This window comes from Bradyrhizobium sp. LMTR 3, assembly GCF_001693485.1.
GTDB lineage: Bacteria > Pseudomonadota > Alphaproteobacteria > Rhizobiales > Xanthobacteraceae > Bradyrhizobium.
In genome coordinates this window covers 130209-145705 of the sequence record NZ_MAXC01000008.1, presented here as the reverse complement: position 1 = coordinate 145705, position 15497 = coordinate 130209, and the positions used below count along the sequence as shown (strand labels likewise).

Annotated in this window: 15 protein-coding genes; 4 read left to right on the top strand and 11 right to left on the bottom strand. The window is 62.5% G+C overall.

Annotation, left to right across the window (positions count from 1 at the left end; genetic code table 11):
* Nucleotides 1-258: 258 nt before the first annotated feature.
* The 7 genes from LMTR3_RS07395 to LMTR3_RS07370 form a co-directional block, all read right to left on the bottom strand.
* Complete coding sequence (locus LMTR3_RS07395; RefSeq protein ID WP_084029461.1) at nucleotides 259-3627, bottom strand: adenylate/guanylate cyclase domain-containing protein; 3369 nt, start codon at nucleotides 3625-3627, stop codon at nucleotides 259-261.
* A 64-nt stretch (nucleotides 3628-3691) separates the two neighbouring features.
* A complete protein-coding gene (locus LMTR3_RS39760) occupies nucleotides 3692-3817 on the bottom strand; it encodes a hypothetical protein (protein WP_283809274.1) in 126 nt (41 codons plus the stop codon).
* Nucleotides 3818-4306: 489 nt separating this feature from the next.
* Nucleotides 4307-4717 (bottom strand): hypothetical protein, encoded by a 411-nt coding sequence (locus LMTR3_RS07390; RefSeq protein WP_065744430.1) that lies wholly within the window; start codon nucleotides 4715-4717, stop codon nucleotides 4307-4309.
* Nucleotides 4718-4953: 236 nt separating this feature from the next.
* Nucleotides 4954-6597, bottom strand: a complete 1644-nt coding sequence (locus LMTR3_RS07385; protein ID WP_065744429.1) for a GMC family oxidoreductase — start codon at nucleotides 6595-6597, stop codon at nucleotides 4954-4956.
* A 23-nt stretch (nucleotides 6598-6620) separates the two neighbouring features.
* Complete coding sequence (locus tag LMTR3_RS07380; protein WP_065744428.1) at nucleotides 6621-7214, bottom strand: GNAT family N-acetyltransferase; 594 nt, start codon at nucleotides 7212-7214, stop codon at nucleotides 6621-6623.
* 155 nt (nucleotides 7215-7369) lie between these two features.
* Complete coding sequence (locus tag LMTR3_RS07375) at nucleotides 7370-8296, bottom strand: SMP-30/gluconolactonase/LRE family protein (protein ID WP_065744427.1); 927 nt, start codon at nucleotides 8294-8296, stop codon at nucleotides 7370-7372.
* A gap of 150 nt (nucleotides 8297-8446) precedes the next feature.
* On the bottom strand, nucleotides 8447-9280 hold the full coding sequence (locus tag LMTR3_RS07370) for an AraC family transcriptional regulator (RefSeq protein ID WP_065744426.1): 834 nt from the start codon (nucleotides 9278-9280) through the stop codon (nucleotides 8447-8449).
* A gap of 118 nt (nucleotides 9281-9398) precedes the next feature.
* Here LMTR3_RS07370 and LMTR3_RS07365 point away from each other — a divergent pair, with 118 nt between their 5' ends.
* A complete protein-coding gene (locus LMTR3_RS07365) occupies nucleotides 9399-10505 on the top strand; it encodes a mandelate racemase/muconate lactonizing enzyme family protein (RefSeq protein WP_065744425.1) in 1107 nt (368 codons plus the stop codon).
* A 14-nt stretch (nucleotides 10506-10519) separates the two neighbouring features.
* Here the strand turns inward: LMTR3_RS07365 and LMTR3_RS07360 are convergent, their stop codons facing one another.
* Entirely contained in the window at nucleotides 10520-10909 is a 390-nt protein-coding gene (locus tag LMTR3_RS07360) for a hypothetical protein (RefSeq protein ID WP_065744424.1), read from the bottom strand.
* Between the two features lie 195 nt (nucleotides 10910-11104).
* On the opposite strand from LMTR3_RS07360, the gene LMTR3_RS07355 reads away from it, so the two are divergent.
* Nucleotides 11105-11338: a hypothetical protein gene (locus tag LMTR3_RS07355; RefSeq protein ID WP_065744423.1), complete on the top strand. Its 234-nt coding sequence runs from the start codon at nucleotides 11105-11107 to the stop codon at nucleotides 11336-11338.
* 83 nt (nucleotides 11339-11421) lie between these two features.
* Here the strand turns inward: LMTR3_RS07355 and LMTR3_RS38870 are convergent, their stop codons facing one another.
* The 3 genes from LMTR3_RS38870 to LMTR3_RS07345 form a co-directional block, all read right to left on the bottom strand.
* The gene (locus tag LMTR3_RS38870; RefSeq protein WP_210184679.1) at nucleotides 11422-11559 is read right to left on the bottom strand and encodes a hypothetical protein; all 138 of its coding nucleotides are present in this window, start codon (nucleotides 11557-11559) and stop codon (nucleotides 11422-11424) included.
* A gap of 6 nt (nucleotides 11560-11565) precedes the next feature.
* Nucleotides 11566-12000 carry a cupin domain-containing protein gene (locus tag LMTR3_RS07350; protein WP_028347057.1) on the bottom strand — a complete coding sequence of 145 codons (435 nt, stop codon included), beginning with the start codon at nucleotides 11998-12000 and terminating at the stop codon, nucleotides 11566-11568.
* Between the two features lie 304 nt (nucleotides 12001-12304).
* Nucleotides 12305-12958, bottom strand: coding sequence for a glutathione S-transferase family protein (locus LMTR3_RS07345; protein ID WP_065744422.1), 654 nt, complete (start codon nucleotides 12956-12958; stop codon nucleotides 12305-12307).
* Nucleotides 12959-13136: 178 nt separating this feature from the next.
* On the opposite strand from LMTR3_RS07345, the gene LMTR3_RS07340 reads away from it, so the two are divergent.
* On the top strand, nucleotides 13137-14360 hold the full coding sequence (locus LMTR3_RS07340; protein WP_141686504.1) for a polyhydroxyalkanoate depolymerase: 1224 nt from the start codon (nucleotides 13137-13139) through the stop codon (nucleotides 14358-14360).
* Nucleotides 14361-14591: 231 nt separating this feature from the next.
* Nucleotides 14592-15386: a substrate-binding domain-containing protein gene (locus LMTR3_RS07335; RefSeq protein WP_065744421.1), complete on the top strand. Its 795-nt coding sequence runs from the start codon at nucleotides 14592-14594 to the stop codon at nucleotides 15384-15386.
* The last annotated feature ends 111 nt before the right edge of the window (nucleotides 15387-15497 follow it).

Genomic DNA, 15497 nt, shown 5'->3' with positions numbered 1-15497 from the left:
CTTCGCCATGTCCGATCTATCCCGGGAAGCACACACCAATCGGACGGATCGGCTTGTCCACTAGGGGGCATACAGCCCATCTCCGGCACCTCCGTTCTGCCCACGAGAACAGACGTTGCCCATCGGGATCGTCATGTCGGCGATGGTCCAAACTCGGAAGTCGTCCCGCGCAGCTATCAAGCCCGCTCCTCCGCAGCATTGCTTAGTGTGCTTCAAGGCAGTCAGAATTCGGGCTGTCAATGACGATTGCACGGGCTTCTACGCACTTAGTTTGTCGAGTAAGGCCTTCGCTTTCTTCAAGTCCGATGTGTCGAAGCCTTCGGTGAACCAACCGTAAACCTGCGCGAGGAGACCGCGTGCTTCATCGCATCTGTCCTGGTCGCGCCAGAGATGGGCGAGGCTGATGGCGGAGCGGAGTTCCCAGAGCTTCGCCTCCTGCTGGCGCGCGATCGCGATGGCACCGAGCAAGTCAGCCTCCGCCTCGGCCTCAGCGTACTGGTGAGTGGTCCGCAACAGCTGGCCTCGGCGACATCGCAGTTCGGCCTCGAACCACCGTACGCCCGATTTCTCGGTTAGAGACAAAGCCTCGGATAGTCGGCTGAGCCCGTCTTCGGGCGTCCCTTTCTTCACGTACGCCGTAGCAAGCAGCGCAAGGTAAAACGGAAGGGTCCACGCCGCGCCGGATGCTTGGAATCCCTCGATCCCGAGCCGCAGCAAATCCATCCCGGCGTCTGATTCGCCAGCCTCGACCAAGGTCCAGCCGCGATACGCCGTTCCCATCGCGAGAAAGAAGGCAAAGTCCTGCTCGGTAGTAAGCGCAATCAGCTCATCCGCGAGCAGGCGCACGGTCCGTGCATCGTCGAGCACGAAATACAGCCGGCAGGCGACGCTTAACGCGAACGCGAGGCTAATGGGGTGCGACAGCTCGCGTGCCTCTGCCAGGGCTTCCCTGCTCCGCGCCCGGGCCTGATCGACGAAGCCTAGCAGCCCGAGAGTCAGTGACAGGAAGGAGAGCATCGCCACGCTGGCGTTCTCGGCGAACAGAAGCGTCAGAGATCGATGCTGCGTGGAATCGTAAAGTGCGAGCCCTTGCTCGAGATGCGCGCGCGCCAAACGTAACTCTCCGCGATGCAGCCAGCTATCGCCGACCGCCCGATGGCCGGCCACTAAGGCGGCCCTGTCGTTTTGTCGTCCGGCCAATTCGAGCAGTTCTTCGGCAGCGCGATGCGATAGTTTTGTCTCGGCGCGCACGTGGTGATGAACGAACTCGCCCCACAACGCCTTGAGCAGATTTGGCGTGTCGTTCAGTAGTTCGCAGAGACGACGCGCCCGAGCGTAGGCCTTTCCGGTCTCTTCGGCCGCATGGCCCTTCGCGGCGATCAGCGCGCCGCCGATAGCGAGTTGAAGCTGGACTTCGGTGCGCTGGCTCTCGGCGGTGTCCGGTAGATGGGACAACAGATCGAGCGCCTTCCGCATCTGTCTGATCGCTTCTGCAGTGGCTGAGCGCGCCTTGGAGCGTTCGCCGGCCTCCTGCCAATAGGAAACCGCCTTCTCGATTAGACCGGCATTTCCGAAATGGTGCGCGAGGATCTCGGGTTGCGCTTCGGCCGTTGTCGCCAGCTTCTCCTCCAGCGCGCCAGCGATACGGGCGTGCAACTCACGACGCTGGCCCCGCAGCAGCGTGCCATATGCCGCGTCCTGCACCAATGCGTGTTTAAAGAGGAAACTGGCTTCGGGTGGTTCGCCGTGCCGAAACACCAACCCGGCATCTATCAGCCGGTCTAACGCCGATTGCAGCTCGCTCTCGCTCCGCCGCGCGGCGGCGGCGAGCAGATCGTAGGAGAACTCCCGGCCGATGGCCGCGCCGAGTTGTGCGACTTCCTTGGCGACCGTGCCGATGCGGTCGAGCCTCGCCATCAGCGAAGCGTGCAAGGTGGGCGGGACCGCGAGCCCCGGGAGCGGCGCAGTGGAGACGGCGCGCTCGACCCCGGCAGCACCCGCTTCGAGCACAGCCTTGGTCAGTTCCTCGACGAACAGCGGCACACCGTCCGTTCGCTCGGCGATCTCAGTGACGAGCTCGGGCGACAGCCACCGATCGCCAGTCATGCTCCGGATCAGCGCGGCGCCCGCCGTATGATCAAGACGGTTCAGAACCAACGTGCTGACATGTGACTTTCCGCTCCATACGGACCGAAACTCGGGGCGGAAGGTGATCAGCGACAGCAGCGGCAGGGTCGCCACTCGATCGATGGTCCGGTCCAGCAACTCGCGCGAGCTCGGATCGATCCATTGCGCATCCTCGAAGACCATCATGATTGGATGTCGCAGGGCCAGACCTTCAAGCTGCCGAAACAGGGCATCGAAAGTCTTCTCTTTCTTTCGCTGTGGCGTGAGCGCAATCGGCGGATATCGCCCACCGGCCGGAATCGAGAGCAGCTCGGCGAGGATTGCGATATCCTCGTCAGGCGGCAATGCCGGGGATAGCACCGCCTGCAGCTTGTCGAGCCTGTGCTCCGGCGTGTCCTCGCGCTCGAAATCGACGGTTCGTTGCAGCTGAGCAATGAACGGATAAAGCGCGCTGTCCTGATGATGCGGCGAGCAGAAATACCGCAAGCGAGTGTGCGGCTCGCCCTCGATGCGCTCCTGCAGAGCCGCGACGAGGCGCGATTTGCCAATACCCGGCTCGCCCGCCAGCAACACCACCTGGCCCGTGCCCGTCCTGGCCCGCTGCCAATGCTGCACCAGCAGCTCGAGCTCCTCCTCGCGCCCTACCAACGGCGTGAGCGCCGCCGCGTGGAAGGCCTCGAAGCGGCTTTCCGCCCTTCCCTCGCGCAGCACCCGCCAGGCGCGCACCGGGGCGGCGAAGCCCTTCAGCGTCACCACGCCGAGATCCTCGTAATCAAAGAGCCCGCCGATGAGTCGCCGCGTGTCCTCGGCGATTACCACCCCGTCGGGCTCGGCGAGCGCTTGCAGTCGGGCGGCCAGATTCGGCGTTTCGCCGAGCACCGCCTGCGGCTCGACGGCCTCACTGCCGATGAGGTCCCCGACGATAACCAGACCAGTCGCGAGCCCAAGGCGAACCCGCAGCTCGAGATCCGGTGGGGCGCTCGGCGCGTGCCGGGCCGCGGCGATCTCAAGCGCGGCGCGCACCGCACTTTCCGGATCGTCCTCGTGCGCTGAAGGATGACCGAACAGGATCAGCATGCCATCGCCGATGTAGCGGCTGATGGTGCCGCCGTACTTGCGGACAATGGCCGCCACACCGTCGCGGTACTCGGCGATGACCTCCCGTAAATCTTCCGGGTCTAGCATTGTCGCAAGCGCCGTCGAGCCGACGAGGTCGCAGAACATCACTGTGAGTTGGCGGCGCTCCGCGGAAGAACTTGGCGCGGATGACACGGAAGAGGGCTTCGTGACCCGCGCTACGGTGGACGTGGACGCTTGGGCCGCTACCGATGGTCGCGCAGTTCCCGTCGGCATGAGCGCTTCGCCGCAGTCGCCGCAGAACCTTTTGCCCGACGGATTGTCGGCTCCGCACGCATAGCAGCGCAAAAATAGCGGCGCACCGCAGTCGCCGCAGACCTTCTTACTTTCTGGGTTGATTCTGCCGCAGCTCGGGCAATCCATGTCGCACCCGATCTAATTGCTGATCTACATGAGCTCTCATCGGTCTCCCTCTAAGAGCGAACCTTCAGAGCGCGACATTGCTCCTTGGTTCAGGCAGTTCTGGGCTGATGCAATTTGGAAGCTTCCTGGCTATTGCATTTGCCATTTCGAGCGCAGCTGCGACCGGCACAATCAAGAACAGTTTGTTCATGGCAAGCTCCCTAGAAAACAGGGATAATCGCACCACGACTTCCAGCAATGATCTTAGTCCAATCCGCTCGCAGCAAATGTGCGCAGCTTCACATCTATCGGTTTGTCCGCTCCTGGCAGCCTTAGGCTTCAACCTGCGCCGGCTCCAACCAAGCATCGTGCCGTTCAAAGTAGCAGCGCGCGGTATGGTCAAGGCATGAACCGCCAGAGGACTGGACGCCGATAAAGGGCGGCCAGCAGACAAACGGGACATCTCAACGATCAGACAGTCAGCAATGCAATTGACGTCGGCCATGGATGGTAAGACATGTCGCGCCCAATCCCTTGCGCGCGTCATATGCGGCAGGAGAGGTCAGCGCGGATCGATGCCCAATCTACCGCTGACAGCCGACGTGACAGTGGCCTAAGCGTTGTTCGGCTCAGGGCCACGTGCGGGCAGGCGAGCCTCGGCTAACAGAGGACATCTGCGCCTCTATGAGTCCGCGCGACCCTAGAAGAATTCGTCGAGGAACGCCGCCGCTTCGTCCGAGATGCCGGCGATCTTGTTGGTTGCCTGACGATAGAACTTGAAATTGAGCTCGGTCCCGGGCTGGCCGTCATTCCACTCGGTGAAATGCTTGAGTTCGCTCCGCCCCAGCGGTCGCTTCGCGAGCGCCGTGCGTCTGATGGTGACGCTCACACGTGGTGTTTGCCTGGTGATGCCGCGCTTCCTGGCGATCGCTTCGGCTGAAATAACAACGCCGCGCGCGACAAGGCCCTGCCCGCCCTCGTTCTCGCTCGCGAACACGAAGACCGTGTCGCCTTCGGCGATATGCTTGCCGCCATACATGGTCTTTTGCGCTGTCAACGCGAACGTCTTCGGCCGCAGATCGGAAACCTCGGCCTTGATCGCGAACGCCATGCTCCCCGTGCCAATGCTAGAGAGCGTGATGATTCTTGGTTAGATCGATCTGGCCGCAGACGCGCTTCACCTCTCCCGCTTGCGGGGGAGGTCGGCGCGAAGCGCCGGGTGGGGGCTCTCTCCACTCGGGCAGTATCGCCCGCGGAAACACCCCCACCCCAGCCCTCCCCCGCAAGCGGGAGAGGGAGCGCACCTTCTTCGTGGTCGCAATCAAACCTAATTTCATCATGCTTTAGTTAGGCCGACACCGGAAACCGCACCGCTTCCAGCGCCGTCTTGCCGCGGATCATGTCGGAAGCCTTGTCGGCGATCATCAGGGTGGAGGCGTTGAGATTGGCCGAGATCATGCGCGGCATGATCGAGGCGTCGACGACGCGCAGGCCCTGCAGGCCGTGCACGCGCAACTGGTCGTCGACCACGGCCCATTTGGCATCCGCCGGCCCCATGCGGCAGGTGCAGCCGGGATGGAACGTGGTGGTGCCGCGCTCGGTGGCGGCGGCGAGGAATTCGTCGTCGCTCTGCACCTTGGGTCCGGGAAAATCCTCATAGGCATAGTATGGCGCGAGCGGCTTGGACGCCAGCAGCCGGCGCGCCAGTTTCATGCCGGCGACGACGACGCGGCGGTCGATCTCTTCCACCAGATAATTGGTCTGGATGATCGGCGGCGCGAACGGATCGGCGGAGCGGATGCGGACATAGCCACGGCTTTCGGGCCGCTGCTGCCATGAGGCAACCGTCATGCCGGGCTCGTCCTCGAGCTGGCCCTGCACGCCTTCCTTGTAACTCGCCGGCGTAAAGGTGAGCTGCAGGTCAGAGCTTTCGGTGGTCTCGCCGGAGTGCCAGAAGCAATAGACCATGGTCGGCGACAGCGACAGCAACCCGCGCCTCGTCGTCGCCCATTTCAATGCCTCGACCCACAGGCTCAGGCCGCGCCTGAGTTCATTGATGGTCTTGATGTTCTTGACGCGTGCGACCGAGCGCGGCGCGTAGTGGTCCTGCAGGCCTTCGCCGACGCCTGGCAGCGCGTGACGGACCTCGATGCCGTGCGATTGCAGCAGTTCGGGCGAGCCGACGCCGGACAATTGCAGCACCTGCGGCGAGTTATAGGCGCCGCCGCAAAGAATGACTTCCTTGTTGGCGCGCACCTCGACGGGCGTGCCGCCCTTGCCGCCCCGGAGATAACGCACGCCGACCGCGCGCTTGCCCTCGAAAATGAGGTTGGTGACATGCGCATGCGTGCGCACATCGACATTCGGCCGCTTCCGCGCCGGATGCAAAAACGCCTTCGCGGCGCTCATGCGCAGACCGTTCTGGATGGTGCGCTGGCAGTAGGACACGCCCTCCTGGATCGCGCCGTTGTAGTCGGGATTTTTGGGGATGCCGAGGCTGACGGCACCTTCCATGAAGGCCTCGCACAGCGGATCCTGCCAATCCATGGTGGTGACGGTGAGACTGCCATCGCGGCCGCGATAGGTCTCGTCGCATTCGCCGACGCGGCACTCCAGCCGCTTGAAATAGGGCAGCACGTCCGGATAGCCCCAGCCGCGATTGCCAAGCTGCGCCCAGGTGTCGAAATCCTGGCGCTGGCCGCGGTTGTAGATATGGCCGTTGATCGATGATGAGCCGCCCAGTGTCTTGCCGCGCGGCGCGTAGATGCTGCGCCCGCCGGTCCACGGCCCCGGCTCTTGGCTGTAGGCCCAGTTGACGCTCTTCATGTGGAACGTCTTGATGAAGCCGGCCGGCAGATGGATGTAGGGATGCCAGTCCTTGCCGCCTGCTTCGAGCACGCAGACGCGGCTGGAAGGATCTTCGCTGAGCCGGTTGGCGAGCACGCTGCCTGCGGAGCCCGCGCCGATAATCACATAATCGAACGTTTCCATCGTCTCTTTTCTGGCGCGGCTTGTTACCGCGGCTTATCGTTGAGTTGATAGGTGAGATGCGCCTTCACCGTCGGCCATTCGCTGGCAATGATGCTGTAAACCACCGTGTCGCGCAATGTCCCGTTCGGCGCGATCTGGTGGCTTCTCAGGATACCGTCCTGCTTGGCGCCCAGGCGCTCGATGCCGCGCCGGCTCTGATGATTGAAGAAATGGGTGCGGAACTCCACTGCAATGCAATTCAACTTCTCGAACGCGTGCGTCAGCAGCAGCAATTTGCACTGCGTATTGAGCGCGCTGCGCTGCACGCGCTTGGCGTACCAGGTCGAGCCGATCTCGACGCGGCGGTTGGCGGCATCGACATTCATATAGGTCGTCATGCCCGCGATCTTGTTGTCGGCATCAAACACCGTGAATGGCAGCATCGATCCCGCCGCGAACAGGCCGAGCCGGCGATCGATTTCCTTTTTCATGTTTTCGACGGTCGGAATGGCGGTGTACCAGAGCTTCCACAGTTCGCCGTCCCTCACCGCTTCCACCAGGCCATCGATGTGATCGTGCGACAACGGCTCCAGCCGCGCGTGCTCGCCGCGAAGGGTAACCGGTTCAAGAAAGGCCATTCAAAAACTCCGTCGTCACGCCGTCACTGCGAAGCGGTCGTGATCCATCCTCCGTCATTCCGGGATGGTGCGCTAGCACCAGACCCGGAATCTCGAGATTCCGGGTCTGGTCCTTCGGACCATCCCGGAATGACGATTGCGCTTTGGCGCAATCGTCACTTGTTCAAAAAATTCAGCGCCAGCCCCGGCCGCGGCCAATCCACCGCAATCAGCTCACCCCTCCCCGACAGCGTGATGTACGCCGTCTTCAACTCCGGTCCGCCGAATGCGATATTGGTGGTGACACGGTCGCCGGTCGGCACCTGCTCGACCAGCGTGCCGTCGGGCGCGATCACCGAGATGCAGCCCGACACCAGCGTCGCCACGCAGACATTGCCGTTTGCTTCTACCGCCATCGAGTCGAACATCTGATAGCCACCAAGCCCCGTGATCGGCTTGCCGCGCTCGCCGCGATAGATGACATCGCGCGGCTTGATGGTGCCGGGTTCGGAGATTTCATAGGCCCATAGCCGCGCGGTCGGCGTCTCCGCGATGTAGACCGTCTTCTCATCCGGCGACAGGCCGATGCCGTTGGCGGGCAGTACGCCGTGCACGGCCTCCACAATCTCCTTCATGCCCGGCTTGATGTAGTAGAACGCACCGACATCCATCTCGCGGGCGCGGCGCTTGCCGAGATCGGAGAACCAGAGGCCGCCGTGCTTGTCGAACACGAGGTCGTTGGGGCCCCGTAGCGCATGCTCGCCGCATTTGGTGACGACGGTCTCGACCTTGCCGCTCTGCAGATCCACGCGCTGGATCGAACCGCCCTGATAATCATCGGGCTGCGGCCCCGGCATGATCATCTTGCCGGTCGGAATCCAGCTAAAGCCGCCATTGTTGCAGATGTACACCTTGCCGTCGGGGCCGAGCGCTGCGCCATTGGGGCCACCGGGAATTTGCGCGACGACCTCCTTGCGCCCATCAGGATAAACCCGGGTCAGCCGCTTTCCGCGGATTTCGACAAGCACGACCGATCCGTCCGGCATGACGACCGGGCCTTCCGGAAATTCCAGATCGGCGGCGAGAACGCGGATATCGGCCATGAATCCTCCCGGCTTGCTTTTGGCTGCAGGCGGACTTTTTGGCTCGGCCCCGCACGCGCAACAATTCGTTGCGGCTGTTATGGCAAAGTCGGTTTGGCTTGCCAAGCAATCACGGGCAATGAAGCGGCGCAGGGCAGCATTGCGGAGACGCTACTCCTTGACCGGAATCCAGATCTCCAGCCCGCCATTGCCGGTGGCGGGATCGAACTTCTCGTCGTAGCGCTCGAAGCTCGGCGCATCTGCCGCCTTCATGCCCGATGCCGGCAGCCAGTGATTCCAGATCGTGTTGACGGTGCGGCGAATGGTCGAGATGTGCTCTGCGTGGGTGAACACTGCGTATTTATGTTCGGGAATCCGCACGCGGGCGAACTCGCGCGGCAGGTCGGAGAAGTCGGCCACTTCGACGCCAGCGATGTAATCGAAGCCGGAATCGTCGCCATTGCAGCAGACGCCGTAGGCCACCTTGCCGACCCGATTCGGGATGTCGTCGACTTTATGGTGAAATTGCTCCCACTGATTGGGAATGCCGGCGCCGCCGTTCTCATGCGTGCAGCGTTCGCTGATGCCGGCGATGAGCAGCGGCTTGGAAGTTTCGAAACGCGGTGGCTTGAGCGTATCGAGCAGGGTTGAATCCATCATGATGGGCTCCTGAAGCTTGAGATGATCGAGGCACGTTGCAGCGCGAACCGCTTCGGGCGTCGTGCCGAAATGATCGCGGAACGCGCGGGTGAAAGCTTCGTGAGAACTGTAGTCCGCCTCCAGCGCGAGGCTGAGAATGTCGGGCGCGCCGGCGGCCAGTGCCTGCGCCGCCTTGGTTAGCCTGCGGGCACGCACATAGCGCATCACCGAAAGGCCGGTCGCGGCGGCAAACGCCCGCACCAGGTGGAAGCGCGAGACGCCGGCAATGTTAGCGACCTCATCGAGCGTCAGCGGCTCGGCAAGATGACTTTCGATGTACCAGAGCGCCTTCTGGGCTGGATTCATGACGGACAGCTCTCATGCGAAGCGTTGGCATTATCGGCGGTTCCGCCGCGCTTCATTTGACAGTCCTTGCTCTTCGATCGTGCCACTGACAAGGTAGGGAACGCTTTCGGAGGGTACCATGCTGATCACCAATGTCCGGGCGCACCATATCCGTATTCCCTATGACGCCGGGGTCGCGAGCTTCAAGCAAGGCGCGTCCGCCATCTCGGCGCTGGAAATCGTCATGGTGGAAGTTTCGACCGACGCCGGCATCACCGGCTGGGGCGACGCCTTTGCCTATGTCTGCCCGCGAACCAGCTACGCCGCCATCGAGGAAATGATTGCGCCGCAGGCGCAGGGACAGGAAGTCCCAGATGCGGCCGGTATTCCCGCCTTCATGGAACAGATCCAGCGCAACCTGCATCTGTTCGGCCGCTATGGCATCACGATGTTTGCGATCTCGGCGTTGGATATTGCGCTGTGGGACCTCGCGGCAAAGCTCAAGGGCGTGCCGTTGCACCGCCTGATCGGCGAAGCCAGGCGCACGCGGATTCCCGCCTATGCGAGCCTGCTGCGGATCGGCAAACCGGAACTGATCGCAAGCGAATGCGAGACCGCGCTGCGGCAGGGCTACAAGGCAATCAAGCTGCACGAGACCACAACGCCTGCGGTATATGCCGCGCGGCAGGCGATCGGCGCCGGCATTCCGCTGATGGTCGACTTGAATTGCCCGCTGAATGGCGAGGCCGCGATCGCCTTCGCGCATTCCTGCCGCGACGCCGCGCCGATGTTCCTCGAAGAGCCGGTCTGGCCGCCGGAAGATTTTGCAACGCTGGCCGACGTGCGAAGCAAGGGCGGGCTCAACATTGCGGCCGGCGAGAATGCCTGCACGGTTCATCAATTCAGGCAGATGCTGAAGGCAGGCGCGGTAAGCCATGCGCAACCTTCCGTCATCAAGGTCGGCGGCATCACCGAATATCTCAGGGTCGTCGACCTCGCTGACGAATTCGGCGTCAGGCTTGCACCGCATTCGCCGTATTTCGGCCCGGGCTTCCTGGCGACACTGCAGTTGATGTCGCTGCGCGACGACGCGAGCTTTGTCGAGGTGTTCTCCATGAAACGCGCCGCCTGCTTGTGGCGCGGCCGCATCGACGTCGATGCCAATGGCAATGTGGAGGTGCCGCAGGGGCCGGGGCTCGGTTACGAACCGGATAAGGCCATCATGGAGCAATACCGCGTGGCGTGATCCGCAGGACGGCCCTACTTGGTGCCTTCTTTCGGCGCATCCTTCGCAGCAGGCGCTGGATCCTTCGCCGCGGGCGCAGCGGTCTTCTTCGCATCCTCCGCCACCTTGTTCTGCGCCGCCTGCAACTCGCCGATCAGCTTCTGCAAGCCAATGACCGCGTTCTTCAGCGCCTCGATCTGCCGGTTGCCGGCATCAATCTTCTGCTGATGGTCGGTGGTGAGTTTTGTGATCGTCTTCTGCAGGAAGTCGACATTGCTCTGCAGGCAAGAGGTGCGCCGCTCCATGGTTTTTTCGACGGTGCAGATCTCGATGCCGGGAACGTCCTGCGCGTGTACGCCCGCCGGCATCAAAGCCATCAGCAGCGCGATGGCGACGATCATGATCCTGGGCGTCCGAGCAATCATCAAAATCCTCGTTCCAAAAACATCTCACGCAGGGGAACGTCTATCACGGCAATTTGCGCGCAGCAGGGCCCTGTCCCCAGAGATACCATACTGATACCTCATTCAGGCGTTGTGCTTCATCCCGTTAACAGTGGATGGATTTCGCCGCACCTCAAACCGGTGTGTTTGCCGGCTGCGGCAGTGGAGATTGATTGTATGGCAACGCGTGAAAAACGACTGGCGCAGTTCGACGGCAACGGGGAGCCGCCGCCGAACCTGCCGGTGGAAGTTCTTTGCGAGGATCACAGCGGAACCTATCAATTGCCGTTCGCCTGCCGATGGATCGACGGTCAATGGCGCAACGACAGGACCGGCGGCATGGTCGAGGCCACGGTAGTTGGTTGGCGGCTGCCGCGGCAGAGATCCGAAAACACCGCGGACAGGCCCTGACCCGTCGCAGATTGTGTCATAATGCGACGGACGCGCGCGGAACCTTAAGGTTCGGAACAGCGATGGAACGAACCGCGCCCGAATCACTGATATAGCGCCGTACTCCTCTGTTCACGGCTAGATGTCGGGCGCCATTCCGCGAGGCGCACCACATAAAGCACCGCAGCAATCGGCCGCAGCCAGCGGCCGACGACAAAGGTTAATTCCTCGGGCGACGACATGGGCGGTCAGCTCCACGGCGTGGGCGGCGGCACCTTGTCGACCGCGGGAGGCACGTCGACGGTCTTGAAGTCGGCGGGGCTGACGATCTCGAGGTACTCCATGTCCTCCGAGTAATCGTACAGGTAATGCGTGATGCCCGGCCGCTGGTGCACGACATCGCCGGCCTGCACCAAGGTCGACTTGTCCTCATACATGAAGCGCGCCCAGCCCTTGGTCATGATCACGATCTGGAATTCGCATTCGTGCTTGTGCCAGCCGGTGCCCTCTTCAGGCGGCAAGTCGGGGTTGGCCTTGACCAGATGGCAAATCACCTGCCCGCCGGTGGCATCGGCGATGCCGAGATCGCGATACAGGAAGAAGTCGCGCAGACCTCCTCCCTTGAACTCGGTATCGCCGGGTTTGACGTGAGAGAATTTGCTGACGACGGCCTGCTTGTTCATCGAAGCCTCCACGGTTCGCGTTGGCGGGACCGCGACAGGCGAAGAGCGTCCAAATTTTCGGCAGCGTCGCATCGTCGCGTTCACGGCTGCATGCTGCTATGCGAAATCCACGCCAGTCGCGTTGCGATGCAGCGATTTGGCCGGCATCGGTGCAGTGAACTGCTTGGCTAAAGACAGGAATCCGGCTTCAGCGGCTTGTGGAAACGGCCAGCGGATAGGCTGCGTGTTTGTTTGCGGCCGGCACCGACATGAGCAACTGCCCGTTGCCTGAGCCCTGCAAACGGGCAAGGCTCGCCAGGCTTGCCTAATATTCGACCTCGAGCTCCTCGATCTCGGCCGGCTCGGCCTTGGCGGCCTCGATCCATTCCTGCATCTCTGGCATCGCCATGATGGTACGGGCGTAGGCCGCGAGGACGGGCTCGAGCTTGACGTCATAGGTCATGAAACGGGTCACGACGGGCGCGTACATGGCGTCCGCCATGGTGCGCTCACCGAACAGGAACGGCCCGCCTGATTCCGCAAGGCATTCGCGCCAGATGGTGCAGATACGGTCGATATCGGCCTGCGCGCGCGACCAGATCTTGAAGCCCGGGAAATGGCCCTTCAGGTTGACCGGCAGCGAGGCACGCAGGGTGGTGAAGCCCGAATGGATTTCACCGCAGATCGAGCGGCAATGCGCGCGCCGGATCCGGTCGGCCGGCAATAAGCCGGCGTCCGGCATGGCCTCGTTGAGATATTCCGCGATCGCCAGCGTATCCCAGATGGTGGCGTCGTCGTGGCGCAGGCACGGCACCAGGATCGACGACGACAGCAGCAGGATTTCGGCCCGCGCCGAGGCATCGTCGGGAGCGGTGATGACCTCCTCGAATTCAAGCCCTGAGAACTTCGCCAGCAGCCAGCCGCGCAGCGACCAGGACGAGTAGTTCTTGCTGGAGATGGTCAGTGTGGTCTTCGCCATATGGCCTTCCCTCGAACCCCAAAAACGCCTTTTGCGCAGCCAAGGACGGCCGACCGCGGCGGCGCCCAATGCCTGTGCGCTGGGCATTTGCGCAGCAAACCACGTGCCAGTTTTAGAGGCGACCGGGCCCGCTATGGCGTCGATATTGCATGGCCTCACGGGACAGGGGCTGATGTGAATGATGTCAATGATGTACCAGGCCTATCAGAACCACATGGACCTGACGTCGCCATGGCGGACCGGGGCGGCAGCGGCGCTCAGATATCTCAATCTGGTGCCGCAGGGGGTCTCCGACAGATTGTTCGGCCGGCTGGCCGCTTCGCTCGAACTGATCTCGCGCTCCTCCCTCACCTATCACCGGCCAGCCTATGGCATCGACAGGGTGTTGGTCGGCAATCAGGAGCTGGAGGTAACCGAGGAAGTCACCTTCGCCACCCCGTTCGGCTCGCTCTTGCATTTCAAGAAGGAGAACGCGCCGGAGCAGCCGCGGCTGCTGCTGGTGGCGCCGATGTCGGGCCATTTCGCGACGCTTTTGCGCGGTACCGTGAAGACGCTGCTGCAGGACCACGACGTCTACATTACCGACTGGCACAATCCGCGCGACATTCCGCTTCATGCCGGCCGGTTCGGGCTCGAAGATTACACCGACCACCTGATCACCTTCCTGGACAGGATCGGTCCGCGTGCGCACATGGTGGCTATCTGCCAGCCGTCGGTTTCGGCGCTGGCCGCGGCAGCTGTGATGTCGGAGGATAATCATCCCGCCCGCCCGGCCACGCTGACCCTGATGGCCGGGCCGATCGACACCCGGATCCAGCCGACCAAGGTCAATGAATTCGCCAAGAGCAAGCCGATCAACTGGTTTGAGAAAAACCTGATCAATTACGTGCCGGTGCAGTGCAAGGGCGCGTTCCGAAAAGTCTATCCCGGCTTCGTGCAGCTCACCGCCTTCGTATCGATGAATCTGGAACGCCACATCAAGCAGCACATCGATCTCGCCAATCATCTCGCCAGGGGTGAGAAGGAAAAAGCCGCGATCATCAAGACCTTCTACGACGAATATTTTGCGGTCATGGACCTGCCCGCCGAATTCTATATCGAGACCGTTCGCGACGTGTTTCAGGAGCATCTGTTGCCGCAGGGCAAACTGATGCATCGCGGCCGGAAGGTCGACCCGGCCGCGATCAGGCGCATGGGCCTGATGACGGTCGAAGGCGAGAAGGACGACATCTGCTCGATCGGTCAGACGCTGGCGGCGCAGGACCTCTGCACCGGCGTCCGCGCCTATCGCAAGGTGCACCACATGCAGGCCGGCGTCGGCCATTACGGCGTGTTCTCTGGTAAGCGCTGGAACAACGACATCTATCCGCTGCTGCGGGATTTCGTGCATGTGAATTCGTGATCTGTAGTCACCTCTCCCGCTTGCGGGGGAGGTCGCCGTGCTCGTAGAGCACGGCGGGTGGGGGATCTCTCCCGGAATTCGACAGTCGTTATGCGGCGATACCCCCACCCTGCCCTCCCCCGCAAGCGGGAGAGGGAACGCACCGCCGTTGTCGAACTAGCCGCCTCCCTCTTCGCGCGCTAACATTCTCCCAAGGACGACCGCTCAAGAGTCGTCCGGGAGGAATCATCAATGCGACTTTCTGCAAATCTCCGCGCCCTCACCCTCGCCACTCTCAGTGCATTCCTGCTATCCGCCACAGCCTCCGCTGCCGAGGTGCGCGTGATGATCTCGGGCGGACTGTCGGCCGCCTATAAGGCGCTGGTGCCGGAATTCGAACGCACTACCGGCAACAAGGTGCTGACCGCCTATGGGCCGTCGATGGGCACGACCACGAATGCTATCCCGGTGCGGCTGGAGCGCGGCGAGCCGGCCGACGTCCTCATCATGGTCGGTTATGCGCTCGACGATCTCGTCAAGAAGGGCAAAGTGACTGCCGGCACCAGCGTTGATCTCGTCAAGTCACCGATTGGGGTTGCCGTTAAGTCAGGCACGCCAAAGCCGGACATTTCTACGGCGGATGCGCTCAAGCGCGCGCTGCTGGCTGTGAAGACGGTCGCCTACTCTGACAGCGCCAGCGGCGTCTACGTCTCGACCGAGATGTTCGACAAGCTCGGCATCAAAGAAGCCATGCAGGGCAAGGCGCGAAAAATTCCGGCAACCCCGGTCGGTGAAATCGTCGCCCATGGCGAGGCTGAGATCGGCTTCCAACAGATGAGCGAATTGAAGCCCGTGCAAGGCATCGAGATCGTCGGCCCGCTGCCGGACGAACTGCAGAAGATCACGGTGTTCTCAGCGGGGATCGCCAGCGTCTCGAAAGAGCCCGAGGCCGGCAAGGCGCTGATCAAGTTCCTCGCCTCTCCGGCCGCGCGCGGCGAGATCGTCAAGAGCGGGCTCGATCCGATTCCGGCGGGGACGACGAACTAACATTCTGCGTTCCCCGGATGCTGCGCAGCGCCAAGAGCGCGTCCACGCGCGTCTTCGACGCTATGCCTTGCGGCGTGATGCGCTGCTGATCCGGGGTCCATGCCGCGGCGT